The sequence below is a fragment of the Mesorhizobium silamurunense genome (assembly GCF_014843905.1).
In the GTDB taxonomy this organism is placed as follows: domain Bacteria; phylum Pseudomonadota; class Alphaproteobacteria; order Rhizobiales; family Rhizobiaceae; genus Mesorhizobium; species Mesorhizobium silamurunense.
In genome coordinates this window covers 187,186-212,608 of sequence record NZ_LPVS01000010.1, presented here as the reverse complement: position 1 = coordinate 212,608, position 25,423 = coordinate 187,186, and the positions used below count along the sequence as shown (strand labels likewise).

24 protein-coding genes are annotated in these 25,423 nt (G+C 64.7%); 18 read left to right on the top strand and 6 right to left on the bottom strand.

Annotated elements, in window-relative coordinates; translation table 11 throughout:
- The first annotated feature begins 12 nt into the window (after positions 1-12).
- The 3 genes from AU465_RS01885 (at position 13) to otsB (ending at position 4,895) form a co-directional block, all read left to right on the top strand.
- Positions 13-2,175 carry an amylo-alpha-1,6-glucosidase gene (locus tag AU465_RS01885; protein ID WP_192243463.1) on the top strand — a complete coding sequence of 721 codons (2,163 nt, stop codon included), beginning with the start codon at positions 13-15 and terminating at the stop codon, positions 2,173-2,175.
- A gap of 150 nt (positions 2,176-2,325) precedes the next feature.
- Positions 2,326-4,116: an alpha,alpha-trehalose-phosphate synthase (UDP-forming) gene (locus tag AU465_RS01880; RefSeq protein WP_192243461.1), complete on the top strand. Its 1,791-nt coding sequence runs from the start codon at positions 2,326-2,328 to the stop codon at positions 4,114-4,116.
- Positions 4,113-4,895 (top strand): trehalose-phosphatase, encoded by a 783-nt coding sequence (gene otsB, locus AU465_RS01875; protein ID WP_192243459.1) that lies wholly within the window; start codon positions 4,113-4,115, stop codon positions 4,893-4,895. Before AU465_RS01880 ends, otsB begins: the two co-directional genes overlap by 4 nt.
- A 65-nt stretch (positions 4,896-4,960) precedes the next feature.
- Here the strand turns inward: otsB and AU465_RS01870 are convergent, their stop codons facing one another.
- Both AU465_RS01870 and AU465_RS01865 read right to left on the bottom strand, forming a co-directional pair.
- Positions 4,961-5,266: a hypothetical protein gene (locus AU465_RS01870; RefSeq protein WP_192243457.1), complete on the bottom strand. Its 306-nt coding sequence runs from the start codon at positions 5,264-5,266 to the stop codon at positions 4,961-4,963.
- A 225-nt stretch (positions 5,267-5,491) separates the two neighbouring features.
- A complete protein-coding gene (locus tag AU465_RS01865; RefSeq protein WP_192243455.1) occupies positions 5,492-6,523 on the bottom strand; it encodes a hydroxyacid dehydrogenase in 1,032 nt (343 codons plus the stop codon).
- Between the two features lie 145 nt (positions 6,524-6,668).
- Here AU465_RS01865 and AU465_RS01860 point away from each other — a divergent pair, with 145 nt between their 5' ends.
- From AU465_RS01860 to AU465_RS01840, 5 genes are all read left to right on the top strand, one after another.
- Positions 6,669-7,742, top strand: coding sequence for a LacI family DNA-binding transcriptional regulator (locus AU465_RS01860; protein ID WP_192243453.1), 1,074 nt, complete (start codon positions 6,669-6,671; stop codon positions 7,740-7,742).
- Positions 7,743-7,866: 124 nt separating this feature from the next.
- Positions 7,867-8,808: a sugar ABC transporter substrate-binding protein gene (locus AU465_RS01855; protein ID WP_210324950.1), complete on the top strand. Its 942-nt coding sequence runs from the start codon at positions 7,867-7,869 to the stop codon at positions 8,806-8,808.
- A gap of 126 nt (positions 8,809-8,934) precedes the next feature.
- Positions 8,935-9,927: an ABC transporter permease gene (locus AU465_RS01850; protein ID WP_192243449.1), complete on the top strand. Its 993-nt coding sequence runs from the start codon at positions 8,935-8,937 to the stop codon at positions 9,925-9,927.
- A complete protein-coding gene (locus AU465_RS01845; RefSeq protein WP_192243447.1) occupies positions 9,924-10,700 on the top strand; it encodes an ATP-binding cassette domain-containing protein in 777 nt (258 codons plus the stop codon). Before AU465_RS01850 ends, AU465_RS01845 begins: the two co-directional genes overlap by 4 nt.
- Position 10,701: 1 nt before the next feature.
- Entirely contained in the window at positions 10,702-11,556 is an 855-nt protein-coding gene (locus AU465_RS01840) for a sugar phosphate isomerase/epimerase family protein (RefSeq protein ID WP_192243445.1), read from the top strand.
- 6 nt (positions 11,557-11,562) lie between these two features.
- Here AU465_RS01840 and AU465_RS01835 read toward each other — a convergent pair whose 3' ends face one another.
- A complete protein-coding gene (locus tag AU465_RS01835) occupies positions 11,563-13,224 on the bottom strand; it encodes an alkaline phosphatase family protein (protein WP_192243443.1) in 1,662 nt (553 codons plus the stop codon).
- Positions 13,225-13,341: 117 nt separating this feature from the next.
- Here AU465_RS01835 and pcaD point away from each other — a divergent pair, with 117 nt between their 5' ends.
- Genes pcaD through pobA form a run of 6 tightly spaced genes read left to right on the top strand, consistent with a single transcriptional unit; the run spans position 13,342 to position 18,255 of the window.
- Entirely contained in the window at positions 13,342-14,154 is an 813-nt protein-coding gene (gene pcaD / locus AU465_RS01830) for a 3-oxoadipate enol-lactonase (RefSeq protein WP_312891174.1), read from the top strand.
- Complete coding sequence (gene pcaC, locus AU465_RS01825; protein ID WP_210324949.1) at positions 14,151-14,600, top strand: 4-carboxymuconolactone decarboxylase; 450 nt, start codon at positions 14,151-14,153, stop codon at positions 14,598-14,600. The genes pcaD and pcaC overlap by 4 nt, the downstream gene beginning before the upstream one ends.
- Complete coding sequence (pcaH, locus tag AU465_RS01820; protein WP_192243439.1) at positions 14,593-15,345, top strand: protocatechuate 3,4-dioxygenase subunit beta; 753 nt, start codon at positions 14,593-14,595, stop codon at positions 15,343-15,345. Before pcaC ends, pcaH begins: the two co-directional genes overlap by 8 nt.
- Positions 15,345-15,959 carry a protocatechuate 3,4-dioxygenase subunit alpha gene (pcaG, locus tag AU465_RS01815; protein ID WP_192243437.1) on the top strand — a complete coding sequence of 205 codons (615 nt, stop codon included), beginning with the start codon at positions 15,345-15,347 and terminating at the stop codon, positions 15,957-15,959. Before pcaH ends, pcaG begins: the two co-directional genes overlap by 1 nt.
- An 11-nt stretch (positions 15,960-15,970) precedes the next feature.
- Positions 15,971-17,023, top strand: a complete 1,053-nt coding sequence (locus AU465_RS01810; RefSeq protein ID WP_192243567.1) for a 3-carboxy-cis,cis-muconate cycloisomerase — start codon at positions 15,971-15,973, stop codon at positions 17,021-17,023.
- A gap of 59 nt (positions 17,024-17,082) precedes the next feature.
- Positions 17,083-18,255: a 4-hydroxybenzoate 3-monooxygenase gene (pobA, locus tag AU465_RS01805; RefSeq protein ID WP_192243434.1), complete on the top strand. Its 1,173-nt coding sequence runs from the start codon at positions 17,083-17,085 to the stop codon at positions 18,253-18,255.
- 13 nt (positions 18,256-18,268) lie between these two features.
- On the opposite strand, the gene pcaF is transcribed toward pobA, so the two are convergent.
- Genes pcaF through AU465_RS01790 form a run of 3 tightly spaced genes read right to left on the bottom strand, consistent with a single transcriptional unit; the run spans position 18,269 to position 21,126 of the window.
- Entirely contained in the window at positions 18,269-19,474 is a 1,206-nt protein-coding gene (gene pcaF, locus AU465_RS01800) for a 3-oxoadipyl-CoA thiolase (protein WP_192243432.1), read from the bottom strand.
- A complete protein-coding gene (locus AU465_RS01795) occupies positions 19,475-20,272 on the bottom strand; it encodes a CoA-transferase subunit beta (protein WP_192243430.1) in 798 nt (265 codons plus the stop codon).
- Positions 20,269-21,126 carry a CoA transferase subunit A gene (locus AU465_RS01790; protein WP_192243427.1) on the bottom strand — a complete coding sequence of 286 codons (858 nt, stop codon included), beginning with the start codon at positions 21,124-21,126 and terminating at the stop codon, positions 20,269-20,271. The genes AU465_RS01795 and AU465_RS01790 overlap by 4 nt, the downstream gene beginning before the upstream one ends.
- A gap of 217 nt (positions 21,127-21,343) precedes the next feature.
- On the opposite strand from AU465_RS01790, the gene AU465_RS01785 reads away from it, so the two are divergent.
- The 4 genes from AU465_RS01785 to AU465_RS01770 all read left to right on the top strand — a co-directional run bounded on the left by AU465_RS01785 (position 21,344) and on the right by AU465_RS01770 (position 25,393).
- Complete coding sequence (locus tag AU465_RS01785; protein WP_192243424.1) at positions 21,344-22,537, top strand: MFS transporter; 1,194 nt, start codon at positions 21,344-21,346, stop codon at positions 22,535-22,537.
- Positions 22,538-22,656: 119 nt separating this feature from the next.
- The gene (locus AU465_RS01780; protein ID WP_192243422.1) at positions 22,657-23,382 is read left to right on the top strand and encodes a GntR family transcriptional regulator; all 726 of its coding nucleotides are present in this window, start codon (positions 22,657-22,659) and stop codon (positions 23,380-23,382) included.
- Positions 23,383-23,384: 2 nt separating this feature from the next.
- Positions 23,385-24,419 carry an ADP-ribosylglycohydrolase family protein gene (locus tag AU465_RS01775; protein WP_192243420.1) on the top strand — a complete coding sequence of 345 codons (1,035 nt, stop codon included), beginning with the start codon at positions 23,385-23,387 and terminating at the stop codon, positions 24,417-24,419.
- Positions 24,419-25,393, top strand: coding sequence for a PfkB family carbohydrate kinase (locus AU465_RS01770; RefSeq protein WP_192243418.1), 975 nt, complete (start codon positions 24,419-24,421; stop codon positions 25,391-25,393). The genes AU465_RS01775 and AU465_RS01770 overlap by 1 nt, the downstream gene beginning before the upstream one ends.
- The last annotated feature ends 30 nt before the right edge of the window (positions 25,394-25,423 follow it).

Below are 25,423 nucleotides of genomic sequence, written 5' to 3'. Positions count from 1 at the left end.
AAGAGGTTACGAATGATGGAACTCGACGAGCGCAAGCTCGATCCCGCCGTGGCCCTTGCCTCGCTGGACGAAACGGCGCCACGGGAACCACACCGGCTGTTTGCGCTCAAGCAGGGCGACTGTTTTGTCGTCGCGGACGCCTATGGCGAAATCAGGGGCGCCGGCGACGGTTTCTTTCGTGACGACACCCGCGTCCTGTCCGAATTCCGCCTGACCGTCGGCGGCAGGCAGATGTCGCTGCTCGGTGCCTCGCTCAGCCAGGACAATGTGCTGTTCACCAGCAACCTGACCAACCTGCCGATTCAGAGCGCCGCCGGCCGCGACATTCCGCAAGGTGCGATCCACATCGAGCGCGTCAGACTGATCTGGCAGGACAGGCTGTTCGAACGCATCACGCTTTCCAACTACAGCCGCGAGCACTCGACCATTGCCGTCTCGCTCCATTTCGCCGCCGACTTCCGCGACATGTTCGAGGTGCGCGGCTCGACACGGCCAAGGCGCGGAACGGTCCATGTCGCCAGGACCGACAAGGCGTCGGTGCTGCTCGGCTATGACGGCCTCGACGGCTTGCCGCGCCTGTCGGCCATCTCCTTCTCGCAAGCGCCCGACCAGTTGCACGACAATCGCGCCGACTTCCTGATCGCGGTCACCAAGCGCAGCAGCAAGGTGCTGTATGTCGAGGTCGGTCCTGAGATCGCCGACGCGCCCGGGCGCGACCGCTTCCGCGCCGCCGCGGCCCGCGCGCGTTTCGGCATGCGCGCCAAGCGCCGGCATGGCGCCACGGTGCGCAGTTCCGGCCGCGTCTTCAACGACTGGGTCGAGCGCGCCCGCGCCGATGTCGCTCTGCTCACCACAGAGCTCGCGACCGGTCCCTATCCCTATGCCGGCATCCCGTGGTTCTCGACGGCCTTCGGCCGCGACGGCGTGATCTCCGGCTTGCAGATGCTGTGGCTCAATCCCGGTCTGGCGCGCGGCGTGCTGGCCTTTCTCGCCGAGCACCAGGCGACCGAGACCTCGCCCTTCATCGATTCCCAGCCGGGCAAGATCATGCACGAGACGCGCAAGGGCGAGATGGCGGCGCTGCGCGAGCTTCCCTTCGGCCGCTATTATGGCGGCGTCGACACGACCCCGCTCTACATTCATCTCGCCTGCGCCTATGCCGACCGCACCGGCGACATGGCCTTCATCGACACGCTCTGGCCATCGCTCAAGGCGGCCGCCGAATGGACGGAAGAGGCAAGCCGGGCGACGGGTTTCGTGACTTACCAGCGCGCCGCAGAGTCTGGCCTGGCCAACCAGGGCTGGAAGGACAGTATCGACTCGGTCTTCCATGCCGACGGACGTATTCCCAAAGGGCCGATCGCCCTGGTCGAGGTGCAGGGCTATGTCTTTGCCGCCTACCGGGGGCTCGCGGCGCTGGCGCGCCGCCGTGGCGAGTATGCCGAGGCCGAGCATTGGGAAAACCGCGCCGAAGAAATGCGGGTTGCCGTCGAGCGCGATTTCTGGATAGACGATCTCAACTTCTACGCCCTGGCCATCGACGGCGAGGGCAAGCCCTGCGAGGTCCGCACGTCCAACGCCGGTCATCTCCTCTATGTCGGGCTGCCGCAGCCGGAGCGCGCAAAGATGGTCGCCGACCAACTGCTCTCGGCCTCTTTCCATTCCGGCTGGGGGTTGAGGACGCTCGCCGACGACGCGGTGTTCTTCAACCCGATGTCATACCACAACGGCTCGATCTGGCCGCACGACACCGCGCTCTGCGGCGTCGGCCTGGTGCGCTACGGCGAGCGCGACAGCGTGGTGCGGCTGATGAGCGGCACTTTCGAGTCGGCCGTGCACTTCAACATGCGGCTGCCGGAATTGTTCTGCGGCTTCACCCGGGCGCCGGGCGAGGCGCCGATAGCCTACCCGGTCGCCTGCCTGCCGCAGGCCTGGTCGGCAGGCTCCACCTTCATGCTGATGCAGGCCTGCCTCGGTCTGGAAATCGATGGATGGCAAGGCGAGTTGCACGTCACGCGCCCGAGGCTGCCGATCGGTATCGATACACTCACGCTCCGGCATTTGACGGTCGCCGACAAATCCATCGACCTGACCTTCCAGCGGGTCGGTGACCGGGTCGTTGCCTTCCTTGCCGACCGGCATGAAGGCATGGTCCCGCTTATCGTACGAACCTAGAACAAAGGCTGGCAAGGTTACCTCCGGAAACCGAAAAATGTCGGAACCGATCGCAACTTTGTGCGTTGCAAACTGGTACCGGCCTACCGGTCCGCAGCCGGCAAGAACGAAAAACAAAATAGCGGACAGCCTGAGGCAACCTGGCATTCAATGACACAGTACGGCGTCGACCTCTTGTGGGTCCTTATCCTAGCGAGTCTCGGACTTTCCGCTCTCGCGATCTTCGTTTCAGTATCCAGGCACCGTCATCAGCATTCGAAGGCTGTAAACTCGCCCACTTCGGGTGACGACGTCGCGTCGGAAGCCGCGCGCAAGGTATTGCGCGAATTCGAGAAGAACGGGCAGTCGGTCGACGCCGCCCTCGTCACCTGGTCACCGGAGACGCTGCGCAAGATCCTCGCCGAGGATCTGCCGGACGCGCAGGTCCTCATCGTCTCCAACCGCGAGCCTTACATCCATAACGAAAAGAACGGTGACATCGAACTGGTCGTGCCGGCGAGCGGACTGGTTTCGGCGCTGGAGCCGATCACGCGCGCCTGCGCCGGCACCTGGATCGCCTATGGCGGCGGAAGCGCAGATCGCCAAATGGTCGACAGGGACGACCGAGTGCAAGTGCCGCCCGAAAATCCATCCTATGCACTGCGCAGGGTCTGGCTGACCGAAGAGGAATATCAAGGCTACTATCTCGGCTTCGCCAATGAAGGGCTGTGGCCGCTCTGCCATATCGCCTTTACCCGACCGACCTTCCGCGAGTCGGACTGGGAGGCCTATGAGGCCGTCAACCGCAAATTCGCCGACACGGTGGTTGCCGAGGCCCGCAACGAACGACCGATCGTGCTGGTCCAGGATTACCATTTCGCGCTTTTGCCGCGCATGATCCGCGAACGCCTGCCGGAAGCGATCGTCATCACCTTCTGGCACATCCCGTGGCCGAACTCGGAAGTGTTCAGCATCTGCCCGTGGCGTGAGCGCATTCTCGACGGGTTGCTGGGCAGCTCGATCATCGGCTTCCACACCCAGTTCCATGCCAACAACTTCACCGAGAGCGTCGACCGCTTCATGGAGAGCCGGATCGAGCGGGCGGATGCTGCCATATCCTACGGCGGCCAGACGACGCTGGTGCATGCTTATCCGATTTCGATCGAATGGCCTGTCGAACTCCTGAACAGGCTGCCGCCGGTCGAGGAATGCCGCCAGAGCATCCGCGAGCGGTTCGGCATTCCGGCGGATGCCAAGCTGTGCATCGGCGTCGAGCGCCTCGACTACACCAAGGGCATCCTCGACCGCTTCCATGCGCTGGAGGAGCTGTTCATTCGCTACCCCGAAATGATCGGCAAAGTGGTTTTCCTGCAGATCGCAGCGCCCAGCCGGGGCACGTTGCCGGCCTATAAGCAGCTGCATGACGAATGCCAGCGCCTCGCCGAGGAACTCAACGAGCGCTATGGCAGTGGGAGCTATCGCCCGGTCGTGCTCGTGGCCGAGCATCACTCGCAGAAGGACGTCTACAAGATCTACCGCGCGGCCGACATCTGCCTGGTCACCAGCCTGCATGACGGCATGAACCTCGTGGCCAAGGAATTCGTCGCCGCGCGCGACGATGAAGAGGGCGTGCTTCTGCTCAGCACGTTTGCCGGCGCCTCGCGCGAATTGCTCGAGGCGCTGATCGTCAATCCTTACGACGCCGCTATGATGAGCGAAGCCATGCGGCAGGCGCTGATCATGGGACCCGACGAGCAGCGCGAGCGCATGCGGCGCATGCGTGAGATCGTGCGCGACAACAACGTCTATCGCTGGGCCGGCAGCATGCTGCTCGACGCGGCGCGGCTGAGGAAGCGCGGCGAGCTCGACCGGGTCACCGCATTATCCGAACGGCCGGCGAACGCCAACGGCGACAATGTCGTCTCCATATTCGAACGCAAACAGGCAGCCGGATACCGATGAATATTCAGACAGATTTGACGCCGCGCCTTCCCGACGGCCGGTGGGCGCTCTTCCTCGACATTGACGGCACCTTGCTGGAGCATGCCGCACATCCGGATAGCGTGTCGGTCAGCGACGACCTGCGGCTCCTTCTGGAGACGGTCGAGCGCCGGCTGGACGGCGCGCTGGCCTTCATCACCGGCCGTTCGATCGCGGCAGTCGACGGACTGTTCGAGCCCTTGAAGCTGCGGATCGCCGGTCTCTACGGGCTGGAGCACAGGCTGACACCGGACGGGCAAATCGGGGCCGCCGACGAGCCGGCGGATATGGCCGCACTTGCCGACGAGATCGAGCTGGAGCTGGCAAGCCAGGCCGTCTATGTCGAGCGCAAGGGCCCGGTGCTGGCCATTCACACAAGGGCGGCGCCGCATTTGCTCACCCGCGCGACGGAACTGGTCGAGGCGGCACTTGCCCGGCTGCCGCAAGGCTACCGCGTGATCGCCGGCAATGCAGGTGTCGAGCTGATGCCGCTGGAGGCGGCCAAGGGTGCCGCGATCCGGCGCTTCATGCAGCTCGATCCCTTCACCGGCCGGCGCCCGGTCTTTCTCGGCGACGACACGTCCGACGAAAACGGCTTTGAGACTGTCAATGCCGCGGGCGGGATCTCGATCCGCGTGAAACCGCAGGGCGAGACCACGGCACGTTTCGCCATTGCCGATGTCGCGGGCGCGATCGCCTGGCTTGAAGCCAATTTCGGTGGCGGCGCCGGACAGGCGAACCGCGACGATCTCGTTGCCTAGAGCAATTCGAGGTGCGCGAAAACGGCCCCGCTACGGGAACCGTTTTACACAAGACTGCAAAGCGGCTACTTGCTGCCGCCGTTCTCCTTAACGCTGCTGCAGAACTCCGGATGGCTGTTGGCTGCGTTGGCATTCTTGGCCTCATCCGCGCAAGCAGTCATCATCGCGGTCTGGTCTTCCGGCGACAATGCCTTCCACGCCTTTGTGAAGGCATCCTTACTGACCATCGTCTTCATGCTGGAGTCTGTGTAGAAGGGTTGCATTTTGGCCGGGTCGTCGAGTGCTGACGTACCGGTCTGTCCGGCGGCGAGAGCCGAGCCGGCGACCATCGAAAGCGCCATGGCGCCGAAGCAGATCATCTTGATGTTCATAACATAGACCTCCTGTTTCTCCGGATCGTTCGAGAAACGATCATGTTACCAACGGAAGGTCTGGATCAAAGTTCCTCCATTCCCATGCAGTGCAGAAAAAGTTTCTGAAACAAACGTGCCCACGAGAGCCGAAACTTTTCCGTCATCCGCCGTTAGGTTTGGTTGCACTACGCCGGGACGCAATCACTAGCAGGAACGCTGCCGTTTCCAGGTGACAAGGCGCGATCAGTTCCTGTCGACCGGCTTGGAGCGCATCCGGGAAACGGTCTCGCGCTCGGCGCGTTTGGAGCGCATCGGCGGCAGGCCGCGATCCACGAGGTCCATGTCTTCCAGCACCATGTCGCCCATGCGCTTGAAGGCGACGTCGAGCGCGCCGGCGCGGTGGGCCGAGCGCAGGAAGCCGGGGAGGGCGCGCACCGGATGCTTTTTTGCCAGCGGCTCTTCCGGGAAGACGTCGCTCGCGGCAACGATATGGCCGCTTCGCACGGCCTCCATCAAGGCCGGGAAATCGACGACGCCAGCGCGGCTTAGCAGGATGAAGGCAGCCCCTTTGCGCATTTTCGCGAAGGCGTCGGCGCCGAGAAAACCCTGGTTCTCGCTGGTCACCGAAGCGACGACGAAGACGAAATCGCTTTCCGACAGCACCTTGTCGAGCGAGGCCGGCTCGACGCCATGCTCGACCAGGACGGAAGGCGGCAGCCACGGATCGAAGACCCTGGTGCGGGTGCGGAAGCCGGTCAGCAGGCGATTGAGCGCGCGGCCGAGATCGCCGAAGCCGATGATGCCGACATCGGCGCCGGAGAGGAGACGCGCCGTCTGGTTGCCGTCGCCTCCCCACAGTTCCTTGCCTTGCCGGAAGGCGAGGTCGGCATCGACGATGTCGCGCGCCAGGTTGAGCGCCATGGCAAGACCCAGTTCGGCGACCGGCTCGGCGAAGACCAGGCCGGTGGTGACGACGTGGATGCCGCGGGCAAACAGCGTCTCATAGGGCATGTTGTTGATGAGATTGGTCTCGACGTTGAAGATGCAGCGCAGCGCCGTCATCTTGTCCAGCGTCTCCGGCGCTATCGGCGGCTGGCCGACGATGTAGCGCGCCTCGGCCAGTATATCAGGCGGCAACCCAGCGACGCCTTCGGGCGTTGTCTCGACGATGCGATATTTCCTGCGAAACAGCGCCAACTGCGGCGGCGTGAAGATCAGGTCGAGCGTGCGCGGTTCGGGCGCGCTGATCACCAGCGGCAGGGCCTTGTCGGACATCGTTTATCCTCCCAGTGCGATTGGATCGCGTCAATCAGATTTGCGTTCTTTACTCAGGATTAAACGATTTACAACTGCGAAAAATCGATTTATCGAATTAAACTAGAAAGGCAGCAAGCGGCTGTCTGCCCTCAGGAGGCGGTCAATGGCGCAACAGGAAGTCCAGCGGCAACGTCCGTCGATCCACGATGTGGCAAGCCATGCCGGCGTGTCCGCCGCGACCGTCTCCAAGGTGCTGGCCGGCGTCACCACGGTTAAGCCGGAAAACGCGCAGCGCGTCCTCGATGCCGTCGAGCTTCTGGGCTACCGCGTCGACCCGCTCGCTTCCGACATGCGGCGGGCCAAGCGCCGCATCATCGGCGCCATCATGCCGGAATTCGAAAGCGAGTTCTTCGGCCAGATGGTGAGCGAGCTCGAAGGCTTCGCCGAGCAGCGCGGCTATACGCTTGTCGCCGCTTCCAGCCGTGAATCGGAAGCGCGCGAGAAAGAGATCCTTGCCCGCATGCATGACTGGCGCGTCGCCGGCGTCGTGCTGGCGCCGGTGCGCAACGAGCACGGGCCAGCGGCCGGTTTCATGAAGGCGAACGGCATGACCGGCGTGCTGATCGACCGCGTGCTTGCCGACGACGCCTTCGACACGGTTTCGGCCGATAGCGCGGCGGCAAGCGCTGAAGTGGCGCGCGCGCTTGTCGGCCAAGGCCACCGCCACATCCTTGTCGTCGGCCTCGGCCAGCAGGCGGCGACGGTGCGCGCCCGTCTCGAGGGGTTCCGCAACACGGCGCTCGATCTCGCGCCGGATGTCCGTATCGACGTCGTGCTTTGCGAAAGCGACGTCGAGCCGTTGCGGACGCTGCTTCGCGACTATTTCAGCAAGCGGGAAGCCGGCGGCGACCGGCCGACGGCGGTCTATTCGCTCTTCCTCAAGGGCACGCTGGTGGCGCTGTCGGAATTCCGGCGGCGCGGCTGGCATTGCCCCAACGACATCTCGCTGGTCGGCTTCGACGACGCCGAATGGATGCAGGTGACCTGGCCGGCGATCGCCGCGGTGGTGCAGCCGGTGCGCGAGATCGCCGGCAACGCGATGGAGGTCTTGTTTCGCAGGATCGAAGGCGAGGGGGGGCCGCCGAGGGCGCGGCTCGAGCCTTGCAAGGTGTTAATGCGGGAATCCGTTGGCTCGCCAGGCAGCGTCCCGCATTCCGGGGGAGGAGACCGACAATAGCCCCCATTGTCGACAACGGAAGAAGGGCGCCGGCCCTGGCCGCGGCATCCGGCGCAAACAACAAACGGAGGATGGAATGACATCGCTTTTCCCAAAGTTGAATCGATTTACTCTGGCATTGGGCGTGGCTCTGGCATTTTCGGCCATCGGTGTCGCCAAGGCCGAGGACGGCGAATATGGCGTGCTGATGAAGACGCTGGCCAATCCGTTCTGGGGCGCGATGGCCCAGGGCGTCGCGGATGGCGCCAAGGAAGCCGGCGTGAAGTATTTCCAGCAGGCGGCCGAAAGCGACCAGGCGGCCGAGCCGCAGCTCAACCTCTGCAACACGATGCTCGAGCGCAAGCCGGTGGCGATGATCACCGCCGCCATCAACTCGACCAACCTTTTGCCCTGCCTGAAGTCGGCGCAGGACGCCGGCATCAAGATCGTCGACCTCGACAATAATCTCGACCAAGCGGTGCTCGACAAGGAAGGCGTCAAGGTCACCTTCCACATCGGTTCCGACAATGTGGCGGCCGGCGCGCAAGGAGCGGAATACCTCGTCTCCAAGCTCGGCAAGGACGCCAAGGGTCCGGTGCTTGTGATCGAGGGTCTCTCCGGCAACATCACCGGCGAGAAGCGCGCCAAGGGCTTTGCCGACAAGCTCAAGGAACTGGCACCGGGGCTGCAGATTGTCGCCTCACTGCCGGGCGACTGGGATCGCGGCAAGGCGGCCTCGATCGCCACCGACACGCTGACGGCGCATCCCGATCTCGTCGCCATCTTCTGCGCCAATGACGGCATGGCGCTGGGCGCGGTGGAATCGGTCTATGCGGCAGGCAAAGGCCAGCAGGTGACGATGATCGGCGTCGACGGCAATGTCGATGCGGTGAAGTCGATCAAGGAAGGCCGGCTCAACGCCTCCGTCGCGCAGCTTCCCTATCTCGTCGGCAAGCAGGCGGTGGAGAACGTCAAGAAGGCGCTGGCCGGCGAGAAGGTCGAAGAGAGCATCGCCGTGCCCACCCTGGTGCTGACCAAGGATGTGCTCGACGCCGGCAAGGAGCCGATGCTGCAGTATGTGAAGTAGGAAGGGAATAGGCAGTAGGCAGTAGGGCAAGAGGCATGTCCTGCCCCTCAGACCGCGTCACACTCCTTACCTGCTGCCCTACTGCCTAATCCCTACTGCCTTACCCCCTATCCGAAGGGCAAAAACATGGCTTCCGAAACGGCGCAGCCCGGCTTCTGGGCTCGGGTGCAGCGCGCATCCGTCGAGAGACTCCACATCAGGCTGGAGTCGCTGCTGGTGCTTGTGGCGCTGAGCGCGGCGATGGCGCTGCTGTCGCCTTTCTTCCTGTCGCTCAGCAATTTCCTCAACATCCTCTTGGCGACATCGACGATCGGCGTGCTGGCGATCGCCGCCACCTTCGTCATCGGCTCGGGCGGGCTAGATCTGTCGCTCGGCTCGGTCATGGGGTTGGCCGGCGTGGCGGGCGCCTTCGTCGCCGTCAATCTCGGCTGGCCCTCGGTCTTCGCGGTGATAGCCTGCGTTCTGGCTGGAAGTATCGCTGGCTACATCAACGGCCAACTGGTCACCCGCGCCTTCGTGCCCGCTTTCATCGTCACGCTCGGCATGCTCGGCCTTGCCCGCGGGCTGGCGCTGGTCATCTCGCAGGGCAGGGCGATCTACGGCCTGCCGGCCGAGATCGTCTATATCGGCCAAGGCCGACCGCTCGGCGTCCCGATGCCGGTGATCATCTTCGTGCTCACCGCGATCGTCGCGCATTGCGTGCTCGCCTATACGCGGTTCGGCCGCCACACGCTGGCGCTCGGCGACAGCGAGGGTGCGGCGCGCGCCGCCGGCATCCGTGTCGAGCAACATCGCCGCATCATCTACACGCTCTCCGGCGCGCTTGCCGGGCTTGCTGGCCTGCTCTTCACCGCCCGCGTCAATGCCGGTGATCCGACCGCCGGCATCAACTACGAGCTCACCGCCATCACCGCGGCGATCATCGGCGGCACCAATCTGTTCGGCGGCCGCGCCTCGATCCTCGGCACGATGATCGGCGCGCTGATCATGGGCGTGCTGCAGAACGGGCTGACGCTGCTTGCGGTGCAGTCCTACTACCAGCAGATGGCGATCGGCGCGGTGCTGATCCTCGCGGTCTTCATCGATCAGTACCAGGTGCGGAAGGAGTCGCGCGTATGACCCTTCTTTCGCTCCACGGCATCCGCAAGAGTTTTGGCGCTGTCGACGTGCTGCACGGCGTCGACCTCTCGGTCGCGGCCGGTGAAGTGGTCGGCCTGGTCGGCGACAATGGCGCCGGCAAGTCGACGCTGATGAAAACCATAACGGGCATCTACCGCGCCGACACCGGTTCGATCGAGTTCGACGGCAAGGACATTCTCGCCCTCGACCCCGGCCAGCGCCGCCGCCTCGGCATCGAGATGATCTACCAGGATCTTTCCCTCGCCAAGCAGCAGGACGTTGCGTCGAATATCTTCCTTGGCCGCGAGCCGACGAAAAGGCTGCTCGGCCTGTTCCCCGGCTTTGTCGACAAGGCCGAGATGGATCGCCAGGCGGCGCGAATGGTCGAGCGGCTCGGCGCGCATCTGCCGTCGATCAACCGGTCCGTCGGCTCGTTCTCCGGCGGCCAGCAGCAGACGGTGGCGATTGCGCGGGCGCTCACCTTCAACCCGAAGCTTGTCATCATGGACGAGCCGACGGCGGCGCTCGCCGTGCGGGAGGTGCAGAGCGTGCTCGATCTCATCCGGCGGCTGAAGTCGGAAGGCATCGCAGTCATTTTGATCTCGCACCGGCTGAACGACGTGCTGTCGGTTACCGACCGCATCGTCGTGCTGCGCCACGGCAGGGCGGATGCCGATCTCGTCACCGCCAAGACCAACATGAACGAAGTCGTCAGCCGCATCGTCGGCGGCGGCGATATCAGCGCCGCGGCGGCGCATGAGCAACGAGGCTGACATGAATACATTTGGACTGCACACTTTCGCCATCGCTCCGGTCTGGGACCTCGCCCGCATCGAGCCGCAGATGGACCGGCTGAAGGAACTCGGCATCGGTCTGATGGAGATTCCGCTGCTGCGCCCTGAGGAGATCGACACCAAGCACACGCGCGGCTTCGCCAACCACTATGGCGTCCAGCTCATCCCGTCGCTCGGCCTGCCGCGAGCGCTCGACGTGGTCGAGCGGCCGGAGGAGGCGCTCGACTTCCTGCAGCCGGCCTTCAAAGTGTGCAACGAAGTCGGCGCAGAGGCGCTTGGCGGCGTCACCTACGGCACGATCGGCAAGACCACAGGGCGGGCGCCGACGCGCAAGGAGATCGACGGCATGTGCCGCTTCCTCGAACGCGCGGCGAAGGCGGCGAAGGCCCGCAGCCTGAAGCTCGGCATCGAGCCCTGCAACCGCTACGAGACGCATCTCATTAATCGCGGTGTCGACGCGGCGCGGATCATCGAGCGCGTCGGTGCCGACAACATCTTCATCCATCTCGACACCTATCACATGCATATCGAGGAAGAGAGCTTTGCCGCGGGCTTCGAGGCGGCGGCCCCCTTCCTCGGTTATGTGCATGTGTCGGAGGCCAATCGCGGCGTGCCGGGGCGCGGCATGCTCAACTGGGCGGCCTGCATGAAGGCGATCGCCGACATCGGCTATCAGGGCGCGATCACGCTCGAAAGCATGAACCATGTCGATGTCGATATCGCCGGTGGGCTGGCGGTGTGGCGCCCGGTGGCGGAAGACCCGCGCGACGTCATCGAGGTGGGCCTGCCGTTCCTGCGCGAGGAAGCGCGCAAGGCGGGATTGACGCTCGGATAGCGAAGTTTACTTGCGGTCTCGGCGCGCCAGCCAGCGGCGGCGCGCCTCCTGCTGTTCGGCAAGTTCGGCCTCGTCCCAGTAGCCGATGAGCACGCCGGAGCCGAGGATAGGGTCGAAATGCTCGATCTTGTCGTCGATCTCCGTCAGCCATTCGTCCGGAACGGTGATGCGGTTGTTGGGCAGCGCCAACCAGCGCATCAGCGCTTGCCGCAACCGCTCTATATCGCTGGCCGCCCATGGGTCGCGGCCGAGATCGCACAGTTCGCCGGGGTCGTTCTGCAGGTCGAAGAGCATCGGCTCGACACCTTCGCCATGGACGAGTTTGAAGCGGCCGTCGGTGATCATGTAGAGCTTGCAGTTCGACACCGGCATGGCGAGCTTCAGCCGCGCCGCGTCGCCGCTGTAGTCGTATTCGCTAACAGCAAAGTTGCGCAGGCTTGTCCGTTCGCCGGAAGTGAGCGGCAACAGCGAACGGCCTTCGAGGATATGCGGCTTGGCCCTGCCGCCGAAATAGTCGAGGAAAGTCGGCGCGAGGTCGATCATCTCGACCAACGCATCTGAGCTGGTCCCGCGCGTGGCGTCGACTTCCGGGCGCGGATCGTAGACGATCATAGGCACTTTGACCGCGACATCGTGGAACAGGTATTTCTCGCCGAGCCAGTGGTCGCCGAGATAGTCGCCATGGTCGGAGGTGAACACGACAAGCGTGTTCTCGAACAGGCCGCGCTTCTCAATGAAGTCAAACAAATGGCCGAGCTGGTCGTCGATCTGCTTGATCAGGCCCATGTAGCAGGGGATGACGGTCTCGCGGACCTCGTCGCGTGAGAAGTTCTTCGAGTAGCGCTCCTGCTGGAAGGCCTCGAAGATCGGATTTGGCGAGGCGCGCTCCGCCTCGCTGCGGATCGGCGGCTGGATATCCGCCTTGCCGTACATGTCATGATAGGGCGCCGGCACAATATAGGGCCAGTGCGGCTTGATGTAGGAAAGATGCGCGCACCAGGCTTCGCCATTGGCTTCGGCCTCCTCGATGAAGCGCATGGCACGGCGGGTCATGTAGGGTGTTTCGGAATGCTCGTCCGGAATGCGCGCCGGCTTGTCGGCATGGACGAGCAGCCAGCCGTTGAAATTCTCGCCGTTCGTGCCTTCGCCGGAATTCGCCCAATGCTCCCATGGGTTGGCGGCGTCGAAACCCTGCTCGCGCAGATAGCTGTCGTAGGCCGGATCGGGGTCGTAGCTGGTCGAGGGATGCAAGCCGTCGTCGCGCTCGAACGGCTCGAAGCCACATTCGGCGACACGCACGCCGATGATGGAATCCCTGGCGATGCCGAGGCGCTCCATGCCTTCCTCGTCGGCGCTCATGTGCGTCTTGCCGATGAGAGCGCAGCGCACGCCGATTTCGCGCAGGTGATCGCCCAGCGTCGGCTCGCCGACCCTCAGCGGCACGCCGTTATGCGTCGAGCCGTGCGAGCGGACATAGCGGCCGGTAGAGGCGCTCATGCGCGAGGGACCGCACACCGTCGATTGAACATAGGCGTTGGTGAAGCGCACGCCGCGGTCGGCGAGCCGGTCGATATTCGGCGTCTTCAGGCTCCTGTGTCCGGCGCAGCCCAGATAGTCGAACCGCAGCTGGTCGCACATGATGAAAAGGACGTTGCGTTTTGAGGTCATTGCTATCCGTCGGAATGGCTCTCGGTAATGCCAGAACGGCGAAGGTAATGAAACGCGGCCAAATATCATTTTCTTGAGCCACCAACTGGTGCAATGTCACCTTGGAGGACCGAAACCGTGCCATTCGTCAGCACCGGCGGCGTCACGCTGCACTATCGCACGATCGAAGCGACCGGCACTTCGCGCCCGATCATCTTCATCAACTCGTTGGGCACCGACTTCCGGATCTGGGACGACGTCGTGGCGCGGCTTGCCGGCGAGATGCCGATGCTCGTCTACGACAAGCGCGGCCATGGGCTTTCCGACATCGGCGGCGGTGTGCGCTCGATCGACGACCATGTCGACGATCTGAGCGCGCTGATCGATCACCTAGGCTTCGACAAGGCGGTGCTCTTCGGCCTCTCGGTCGGCGGCATGGTCGCCCAGGGGCTTTATGCCCGGCGGCCAGATCTCGTCGAGGCGCTGATCCTCAGCGACACGGCGCACAAGATCGGCACCGCCGAGAGCTGGAACAGCCGCATCGCGACCGTCGAGCGCGACGGCATCGAGGCGATCGCCGATGGCGTGCTGAAAGTGTGGTTCACGCCGGATTTCCATACGAATCGCGCTGCCGAACTGGCCGGCTGCCGCAACATGCTGACCCGGCAGGCGCTGCCCGGCTATATCGGCACATGCATGGCGGTGCGCGACGCTGATTTCACCGATGCTGCCTCACGCATCGCTGTGCCGACGCTCTGCGTCGTCGGCGACCAGGACGGCTCGACGCCGCCCGATCTCGTGCGCTCGCTGGCCGACCTGATCCCCGGGGCACGCTTCGAGGTGATCCGCGGCGCTGGGCACATTCCCTGCATCGAGCAGCCCGACGCACTGACCACCCTGATCCGCGACTTCGTCGCCTCGTTGCCTGAGGGAACGCATGCCCATGGATGACGACCCCAAGAATACCAGCCGCTACCGGACCGGACTGGAGGTCCGTCGCGGACCCCAAGAATACCAGCCGCTACCGGACCGGACTGGAGGTCCGTCGCTCCGTGCTCGGCGATCAGCATGTCGACCGCGCCGTGGACGCGGCAACCGATTTCGATCGGCCGTTCCAGCAGCTGATCACCGAGGCTGCCTGGGGAACGGTGTGGGCGCGCCCCGGCCTGTCGAAACGCGAGCGCTCGATCGTGACGCTGGCGCTGCTCGCAGCCCTTGGCCACGACGAAGAGGTGGCCATGCATGTGCGCGCCACCGCGAACACGGGGGCCTCGCGCGACGACATCCGCGAAGCCTTCCTGCATGTCGCGATCTATGCCGGGGTGCCGGCGGCCAACCGCGCCTTCAGAATCGCCAAGGAGGTGTTCTCGCAGATGGACGGAGCCCCTCATGCCTGAGCCGGGCTCCAACCGGACGCCGGAAACCGGCGCCTTCTTCCAGCGCGACCGCCAATGGCACCCGCCGGCATTCACGCCGGGCTACAAGAGCTCGGTCCTGCGCTCGCCGCAAAAGGCGTTGGTCGCCTTCGACAATACGCTGTCGGAACTCACCGGTCCGGTGTTCGGCCATGCCATGCTCGGCGAGCTCGACAACGACTTGATCCACAATTTCGCCAAGCCAGGCGAGAGCGCCATCGGCGAGCGCATCATCGTCCATGGACGCGTGCTCGACGAGCGCGGCAGGGGCGTGCCCGGCGTGCTGCTCGAGTTCTGGCAGGCCAATTCCGGCGGTCGCTACCGCCACAAGAAGGACGGCTATCTGGCGCCGCTCGATCCGAATTTCGGCGGCTGCGGCCGCACGATCACCGCCGAGGACGGCGGCTATGCCTTTCGCACTGTCCGGCCCGGGCCATACCCCTGGCCGAACGGTCCGAACGACTGGCGGCCGGCGCATATCCACTTTTCTCTCTTCGGCCACGGCTTCGCGCAGCGGCTGATCACGCAGATGTATTTCGAAGGCGACCCGCTGATCTGGCGCTGCCCGATCGTCGGCGGCATCTCCAACAGGGCCGCCATCGAAGCGCTGATCGCCGCGCTCGACATGCAGTCGACGATCCCGATGGATGCGCTTGCCTACAAGTTCGACATCGTGCTGCGCGGGCGGCGCTCGACGCTGTTCGAGAACAGGCCGGAGGGCAATTGATGGCGCAGTCGCTCGACCGGCTGAAGGAGAGCCCTTCGCAGACCGCCGGACCCTATGTCCATATCGGGCTGACGCCGAATTTCTGCGATATCGGCGGCGTCTACGAAAGCGATCTTGGCTCGACCATGGTCAACGATCAGACCAAGGGTGAGCGGATCGAGCTGCGTGTCCGGGTGCTCGACGGCACCGGCACACCGCTCAAGGATGCGCTGATCGAGATCTGGCAGGCGGATGCCGCCGGGCTCTACAATTCGCCCGCCGAATTGCGCGGTACGGCCGATCCGAGCTTTTTAGGCTGGGGCCGGCAGCCGACCGACATGGAAACCGGAATCTGCCTGTTCCGGACGATCAAGCCCGGCCGTGTGCCGTTCCGCGACCGCCGGCTGATGGCGCCGCACATCACGCTGTGGATCGTGGCGCGCGGCATCAATATCGGCCTCAACACGAGGCTCTATTTCTCCGACGAGGAGAAGGCCAATGCCGAGGATCCGATCCTCGCCCGCATCGAGCATCGCGCGCGGGTGCCGACGCTGATCGCCGAGCGCCAGGGCGACGCTTACGTTTTCGATGTACACTTGCAGGGCGAGAAGGAGACGGTCTTCTTCGACAGCTGACCGTGGCCGACATGACCGTTTCGCCGTTCGATCATCCGCTGCTTTCCGGCTTTCTCGGCGACGACGAGGCGGCGAGGCATTTTTCCGTGGAAGCCGATATCGCCGCGATGCTCGCCTTCGAGCGGGCGCTGGCCGAGGCGGAAGCCGAGTGCGGCGCGATCCCGCACGAGGCCGGGGCGGCGATCGTCAAAGCACTGGCCGCCTTCCGGCCGGACACCGCAAAGCTGCGCGCCGGCGTCGCCAAGGACGGCGTCGCGGTGCCGGAACTGGTGCGCCAGATCAGGGCGGCGGCCGGTGCGCAGCACGGCGAATTCGTTCATTTCGGCGCGACCAGCCAGGATGTCATCGACACCTCGCTGGTGCTGCGCCTGCGCCAAGCCATCGACCATATCGGCCTGCTGCTCAGCGAGAATATCGTGCGGCTCGCCGGGCTCAAGGAAGAATTCGGGGACAGGGCGCTGACGGCGATGACACGCATGCAGCCGGCGATACCGATCACGGCAGCGGACCGGATCGCTTCCTGGCGGACACCGCTCGAGCGCCACCAGCAGCGCTTGAAGGAACTGTCCGGCCGGCTGCTGGTGGTACAATTCGGCGGCGCCGCCGGCACGTTCGACAAGCTCGGCGACAAGGCGCCGGCAGTGCGCGTGGCGCTTGCGGCCAAGCTCGACCTCGGCGATGCACCGCAATGGCATAGCCAGCGCGATGCGCTTGCGGAGTTCGCCGCTTGGCTGTCGCTCGTTACCGGCAGCCTCGGCAAGTTCGGGCAGGACGTCGCGCTTATGGCGCAGGCCGGAGCCGACATCGAACTCTCGGGCGGTGGCGGTTCGTCGGCCATGCCGCACAAGCAGAACCCCGTTAAGGCCGAAGCGCTGGTGGCGCTTGCACGCTTCAACGCCACGCAGCTTTCCGGCATGCATCAGGCGCTGGTGCATGAACAGGAGCGCTCGGGCGCGGCCTGGACGCTGGAATGGCTCATCCTGCCGCAGATGGTGGTAGCCACCGCTGCCGCGCTCAGGCTCGCCGCCGAACTCGCCGGACAGATCGAGAGCCTTGGCCACTAACGCATGTCGCCCAAAAGTGCGCAGCGGTTTTGGGACAACGACATGTAGGAAGGGATTTGATGCGCACACGGGTCGCCATCATCGGCTCGGGACCGTCGGGCCTGCTGCTTGGCCAGCTTCTCGCGACCATCGGCGTCGAGACGATCATCCTCGAACGATCGAGCCGCGAGCATGTGCTCGGCCGCATACGCGCCGGCGTGCTCGAGCAGGGCACGGTCGAACTGCTCGGCGAGGCAGGCGCGGCGGACAGGCTCCATGCCGAAGGTCTGCCGCATTCCGGCATCTCGCTCGCCTTCGATGGGCGCCTGCACCGCATAGACCTCACTGGCCTGACCGGCGGCAAGCACGTCACCGTCTACGGCCAGACCGAGGTGACGCATGATTTGATGGACAAGCGCGAAGCGGCGGGGCTTGTCAGCGTCTACGAGGCGGCGAACGTCGCGCTTCACGACTTTGACGGTGCAGCGCCCTTCGTCACCTATGACAAGGATGGCGTCAGCCATCGTGTCGATTGCGACTTCATTGCCGGCTGCGATGGCTATCACGGCGTCAGCCGCAGGTCGGTGCCGGAAGGCGCGCTGAAAACGTTCGAGCGGACTTACCCGTTCGGTTGGCTGGGCGTGCTGGCTGAAGTGCCGCCGGCCGACCATGAACTGATCTACGCCAATCACGAGCGGGGTTTTGCGCTGTGCTCGATGCGCTCGCTGCGCCGCAGCCGCTACTATGTGCAGGTCCCCGCCGACGAGCGCGTCGAAGCCTGGTCGGACGATCGCTTCTGGGACGAGTTGCGCCGGCGCCTGCCGCCGCAGACGGCCGCCGCCATCACCACCGGTCCGTCCTTCGAGAAGTCGATCGCGCCGCTGCGCTCCTTCGTTGCCGAGCCGATGCGTTTCGGCCGGCTGTTCCTGATCGGCGACGCCGCCCATATCGTGCCGCCGACCGGCGCCAAGGGCCTCAACCTCGCTGCCAGCGATGTGCGCTATCTCTTTGCCGGGCTTCGCGAATTCTTTTCCGACAAATCGGAGGTGGGGCTCGACGCCTATTCTGCCAAGGCGCTGGCCAGGGTGTGGAAAGCGGTGCGCTTCTCCTGGTGGATGACGACGATCCTGCACCGCTTTCCCGAGACGGGCGAATTCGGCCAGCGCATCCAGGAGGCCGAGCTCGACTATCTCGTGCACTCCAAGGCTGCGTCGACCGCGCTGGCGGAAAACTACGTCGGCCTGCCGTATTAATCGACTGGAGCAATCAAACCCGCTCAAGCGCAATCGCGATGCCCTGACCGACGCCGATGCACATGGTGGCTAAAGCGTAGCGGCCGCCGCGCTCGCGAAGCTCGAGTGCGGCCGTGCCGGTGATGCGGGCGCCTGACATGCCGAGCGGGTGGCCGAGCGCGATCGCGCCGCCATTCGGATTGACGTGCGCGGAATTCTCCGCGATGCCGAGCTGGCGCAGCACGGCGATACCCTGCGAGGCGAAAGCCTCGTTCAATTCGACAACGTCGAACTGGTCAGGCGTCAGGCCGAGACGGGCGCAGAGCTTCGTCGTGGCCGGTGCCGGGCCGATGCCCATGACGCGCGGCGCCACGCCGGCGACAGCACCTCCGAGGATGCGGGCGATCGGCGTCAGCCCATGTTTCCTCGCCGCTGCTTCCGAGGCGACGATGAGGGCGGCAGCGCCGTCATTGACGCCGGAGGCATTGCCGGCCGTCACAGTGCCGCCCTGCCGGAACGGCGTCGGCAATTTGGCCAGCGCCTCGATCGTCGTGCCGGCGCGGGGATGTTCATCCTTGGCGACAACGACCGGCTCGCCCTTTTTCTGCGGGATGGTCACCGGCGTGATCTCTTTCGCCAGCCGGCCATTGGTTTGGGCGGCCACGGCCTTGTCCTGGCTGCGCACGGCAAAGGCATCCTGATCGGCTCTGCTGACGGAGAAATCCTCGGCGACGTTCTCGCCGGTCTCGGGCATGGAATCGACGCCGTATTGCTTCTTCATCAGCGGGTTGATGAAACGCCAGCCAATGGTGGTGTCGTAGATCTCGGCATTGCGCGAGAAGGCGGTGTCGGCCTTGGGCATGACGAAGGGCGCGCGGCTCATCGATTCGACGCCGCCGGCAATCATCAGCTCGGCCTCGCCGGCCTTGATGGCGCGCGCGGCAATGCTGACGGCATCCATGCCGGAGCCGCAGAGCCGGTTGACGGTCGAGCCAGGGATATCCTGGGGAAGGCCGGCAAGCAGCAGCGCCATGCGCGCGACGTTGCGGTTGTCCTCGCCGGCCTGGTTGGCGCAACCATAGACGACGTCGTCGACCGCGGCCCAGTCGACACCTTGATTGCGCTCCATGAGCGCTCGCAACGGGATGGCGCCGAGATCGTCGGCGCGCACCGAGGACAACGAACCGCCGAAGCGGCCGATGAGCGTGCGGATGTAATCGCAGATGAAGGCGTCAGTCATTTAAGCAGCTTTCCCTTTGGCGGTACCCGCATGCGCCGCCTTGGTGCGGGCCTGCAGGTCGCGCAATGTCTTCAGCTCGAGTTCCGTCGGCGTCGGCGTTTCGTCAAGCGCCTCGGCAAATTTTACGACCCAGCCACAGGTCGCCTGCACCTGCTCGCGGGTGACGCCGGGATGCAGCGACACCACGGTGAATTCCTTGGTCGCCGGGTCAGGCTTCCAGATGGCGAGGTCGGTGATCAGCAAGGTCGGACCGGCCGTGTCGATGCCGAGACGCTTGCGGTGGTCGCCGCCTTCGCCGTGGCCGAAGGAGGTGAAGAAGTCGATCTTTTCGACCATGCTGCGCTTCGACTGCGCCATGGTGATGTAAACCTCTCTCGACGAGGTGGCGATCTCCGGCGCGCCGCCGCCGCCGGGAAGGCGGGTCTTCGGATGCACATAGTCGCCGATCACCGTGGTGTTGATGTTGCCGAACTTGTCGAGCTGCGCCGCGCCCAGGAAGCCGATCGAGATGCGGCCGCCCTGCAGCCAGTAGCGGAACATCTCGGGCACCGCGACCGTGGTGACCGCCGTCTCGCATAATTCGCCGTCGCCGATCGACAATGGCAGCACGTCCGGCGCGGTGCCGATGGTGCCGCTCTCGTAGATCAGCGTGATGTCCGGCGCATGCGTCAACCGTGCGACATTGCAGGCGGCCGACGGCGCGCCGATGCCGACGAAGCAGACATCGTCGTTTCTCAGCGCACGGCTGGCGGCGATCGTCATCATCTCGTTGGGGGTGAAGCCCAGATCCTCGCTCATGCGGCTTTCCTCAAATGCTCGACGCGGGCGGCAAAATCGCCCGCGCTGCTGTCGATGACGTTCTTCTTGATCCACGCCTGAAAGCGGTCGCGGTCGGCGGCGATCTCGTCCCATTCGAGATAGGCGGCGTTGTCGCGCTCGTAATAGCCATGCGTGTAGGAGGGATGCGAGCCGCCGGGAACGACCGAGATCGCGGCGATCGTCCAGCTTGGCAGCACGGTAAGGTTCGGGTGCAGATCGTCGAAATTGTCGACCACTTCCTCGACCGTCACCACCGCGTGCCTGGCGGCGAGCACGGCTTCCTTCTGGATGCCGATGATGCCTTCGACCAGCACGTTGCCCTTCCGGTCGGCCTTCTGTGCGTGGATGAAGGTGACGTCGGGCCGGATCGCCGGAACGGCGGCAAGCACCTCGCCGGTGAACGGGCAGGTGACGGACTTGATGTTCGGATTGACCGCGGCAAGACCCGCGCCGCGATAGCCGCGAAACACCGCGCAGGGCAGGCCGGCCGCACCTGCTTCATAGGCGTTGGCCATGCCGGCGTGGCTGTGCTCCTCGACCTCGATCGCGCGCGGAAAGCCGTTTTCGATGGCGTCGCGGGCGCGCCTGAGCAGGCCGACGCCCGGATTGCCGACATAGGAGAAGACGATCTTTTTCGCCATGCCCATGCCGATCATCTGGTCGTAGATCAGGTCGGGCGTCATGCGGATCAGCGTCAGGTCGCGAAAGTCCTGGCGGATCGCCTCATGCGCGGCGGCGGTCGGGATCAGATGGGTGAAACCCTCGAAAGCGACCGTGTCGCCATCATGCAAATTTTCCGCGACAGCCTCTTTCAGCGGCAGGAACTTGACCATCGTGGCGGCTCCGGGGATTCAGAAAGTTCGCATTGCGAACACAAGTTTTCCATGGGCAAAGCGGCGCGTCGAGGAATTCTTCTTCGTTTGACGGCGGCCAATACCGCTCGCAGGCACGTTTGAGTCTCATCCAGCATGATATCTTCATCCCACTGCGCGCCTGGCTGCAAAAGCCATGACGCTGATGCTGGAAGCAAACCGTTGAGAGACCAGACCGGTGGAGCAGATACATCCGGCGATTTTTCTCTTTGCAGCCCGTGCCCTGCGGGATTTCGGCGACGGTTTCGTGGCCGTACTATTGCCCGTCTACCTGCTCGCCCTCGGATTCACGCCTCTGCAGGTCGGGGTTATCGCCACGGCATCGCTGCTTGGTTCCGCGCTGCTGACCATAGGTGTCGGGTTCCTCGGCGCCAGACACGATCATCGTCAACTCCTGCTGGCTGGCGCTGGTCTGATGATTGCTACTGGCGTGGCCTTTGCCGTCGTCCATGACTACGCTTTGCTGTTGGTCGTCGCGCTCGCCGGCACGATCAATCCCTCGGCCGGCAGTGTCAGTGTGTTCGTGCCACTGGAGCACGCCGTGCTCACGCGCGAGGTCACGGAGCGCGAGCGCACCAGGATGTTCGCACGCTACAGTCTCGTGGGCGCGTTCGCAGGCGCCGCAGGCGGACTCGCTGCGGGAATACCTGACCTTCTGGCGCCAGTTGGCCTCGACCGACTTGCCGGCATCAAGGCCATGTTCGTCCTTTACGCGCTTCTCGGTCTGCTCGGTGGTTCGCTCTACGCGTGCATCCCGCGCCGCCCGGCGTTGGCTACCGGCACAGCCGCCGCGCTTGGCCCCTCGCGCTACGTTGTCTTCAAGCTTGCGGCCCTGTTCAGTCTCGATGCCTTCGCGGGAGGCTTCGTCGTCCAATCGCTGCTCGCCCTTTGGCTTTTCGAGCAATTCAACCTATCGCTTTCGCAGGCAGGTGTTTTCTTCTTCTGGTCGGGCGTGCTGTCGGCGCTCTCGTTTCCTGTGGCCGCCCGACTGTCGCGTCGCATTGGCCTGATCAACACAATGGTGTTCACGCACATTCCGTCCAGCATCGCTCTGATTTTGGCGGCGCTAGCGCCAACGCTCCCATTGGTGCTTGTCCTCCTGTTGATCCGGGCCGGTCTGTCGCAGATGGATGTGCCGACCCGCTCGTCCTACGTAATGGCCGTTGTCACGGATGCGGAGCGGGCAGCCGCCGCGAGCTTCACGTCGGTGCCGCGCAGTCTGGCCGCCTCGGCCAGCCCTGTGCTTGCGGGCGCTCTCTTCGCGGCTTCGTTCCGAGCATGGCCACTGCTCGTCTGCGGGGTGCTGAAGATCGTCTACGATTTGCTGTTGCTGATGCAGTTCCGGGAGCTGAAGCCGCCGGAAGAACGCTGACGCGTCTTCCGGACTCAGGATCGAAGATTGTCGTTCCCTCGCGAATTTTTAGCGATTGACGTCGCCCTTCAAATCCAATATTGAACAGGGTTATACAGGTTCATTGAACAGGTATTGATATGGCCCGCCGCGCGACGCAACTCACTCCCGGCACGGGCAAGCCCGAGCAGATTGCGACGGTTCTGGAGCACGAGATCCGCTCCGGCGTGCTCGGCTTCGGCGATCGCCTGCAGAGCGAGAACGAGCTTGTCCAGCGCTTCTCCGTCAGCCGCAATACGGTTCGCAAAGGGCTGGAAGAGCTTTCCAGCCGCGGACTGATCACCACCAAGGTCGGCATCGGTTCCTTCGTCACCTTCGACGGCACGCCGGTCGATGATGCGATCGGCTGGTCACGCGCGCTCGCCAATGCAGGTGCCAACGCCGAAACCCGCACGTTGCGGCTCGAGATCATCGAGGATGCCGAGCTAGCGGCAAGACTCGGCGTCGAGAGCGCATCCTTCATCGCCGTCGATCGTGTGCGTACCAATGCCGATGACGGTCATGCCATTTCGATCGAGCGCAGCCGCTTGCCGCTGTCGCCCGAACTGGAAGACGTGCCGCTGCGCGGACTTCGAGAAGGCTCGCTGCACCAGACGCTGCGCGCGGCAGGGCTGGTGCCCGACCATGGCGAGGAGTGGGTCGACATCGAAATGTTGAGCACCGCCGACGCGGCCATTCTGGATTGCGCGGTGGGCACGCCCTTCCTCAGGACGCGGCGGCTGACGCGCGCCGCCGACGGACGTGCCATCGAATTCGTCACCAGCCTGCTCAACCCGGCGCACTTTGCGCTGCATCTGGAGTTCTGAGCATGGCGGATGCGGCCGAGATCATCGACCGGGCGATGGGCGCGCTGATCGGCGGGGCGCTTGGCGATGCGCTCGGCATGCCGACACAGCTTCTGTCGCTCGCCTGCATCGCCGAGCTCTACGGCCATGTCGAAGATTTCGTCGCGCCTGCCGCCGATCATCCGGTGTCGAAAGGCCTGCCGGCCGGCACCATCACCGACGACACCGAGCAGGCGCTGCTGCTTGGCCGCATCCTTGTCGAATCCGGCGATCGCTTCGACCATGCTCGCTGGGTCAACGCGCTGCTTGACTGGGAAAGAGACGTGAAGGCGCGCGGCAGCTACGACCTGCTTGGCCCTTCGACAAAGCGCGCCATCGACGCCATAAATGACGGTGTGCCGCCTGAGGAAGCCGGAAGTGGCGGCGACACCAATGGCGCGGCGATGCGCATTGGCCCGGTCGGCATCATGATGCCGCTGGAGCCACTTCAGGCTCTGGTTGCGAAGGTGGCGGAAACCTGTCGCGCCACGCACAACACTTCGATCGCCATTGCCTCGGCTGCCGCCGTCGCGGCGGCCGTCAGCAGCGGCGTTGCCGGCAGTGACTGGCGCGCGGCTTCCGAGCGCGCTGTCGCTGCAGCGCGTTTAGGTGCCACGTTGGGACACTGGGTCACCGGCGGCGACATCGCCGCCCGAATCGCCTGGGCGCAGGAACTCGTGCGCGGCAAGTCGGAGAACGAGGCGATCCGGCTGATCGTCGATCTGATCGGAACCGGTGTCGCCAGCCAGGAATCGGTTCCGGCGGCGTTCGCCGTGCTGGAGGTCGCTGGCGGTGATGCGTGGCGGGCGGCCGTCATCAGCGCCAATCTCGGCGGCGACACCGACACAATTGGCGCCATCACAGCAGGCATGGCGGGCGCCTGCACCGGCGTGTCACGCCTGCCGCAGGACCGCATTGCTGGACTGAAGGGCATCGACCTCGCCGAAGTTCGCGCGCTGGCCAGTGATCTCGTCGCTGTGCGGACGGCAAAAGCTGGCTCGGGCAAGGAGGCCGCCTGATGAGCGCGCGGCTCGTCCATGTCGGCAGCGCCGTGGTCGACTATGTCTACCGAATCGATGCCTTGCCGGCTCCCGGCACCGAAAAGAGCGCGTCGAGCTACGCGCGTGTCCCCGGTGGTGGCTTCAACATGATGGTCGCGGCAAGCCGCACCGGCATGAAGGTGGTGTTCGGTGGCCAGTTGGGAACGGGACCTGACGGCGACTTCCTGCGCGCCGCTTTCGCAGCCGAAGGCATCGAGACGCTGACGCCGCCGTCACCCTCGATGGACAGCGGCAATTGCGTTGCGATGATCAGCGGCGACGCCGAACGGACTTTCGTCTCCTGGCCCGGTGCCGAAAGCCGGCTCACGCTCGACATGATGGCTCCCGTCAAGGTCGCTCCCGGCGACTGGGTGTTCGCGTCAGGCTACACGCTAAGCTATCCCGGCAGCCGCGATGCGCTCGCCGATTGGGTAGAGGCGCTGCCGCCGGAAATTCCTTTCGTCTTCGACCCGACGCCGGTGATCGCCGAGATTCCGCGGCCGATCCTGGATCGGGTGCTCACGCGCACGACATGGCTGAGCTGCAACACCGATGAGGCCGCAGAAATCGCCGGCGCCGGTGACGCACAGACTGTCGCTGTACGGCTGCTTGCCGAGCATTGTCCAAAGGCGGCAGGTGTGGTGATCCGTTCCGGCGCCCATGGCTGCCTGCTGCGGATGACCGAAAGCGGCACGCGGGCGATCGCGGGCTTCGAGGTTGTTGCCGTCGATACGAATGGCGCGGGCGATACCCACATTGGCGCGTTCGTCAGCGGCCTTTCACGTGGCATGCCGCCTTCCGAGGCAGCTCGCTACGCCAACGCGGCGGCGGCGCTTTCGGTCACCCGCCATGGCGGGTCGTCGGCGCCGACCGACAACGAAATCCGGGAATTCCTTGCCCAGCGCGATCAAGCGGCGGTCGCGCATTGCCGGGAACAAGAGGCCACAACTTAACAAGCCCGCAAACCGGGCAAACAATGAGAG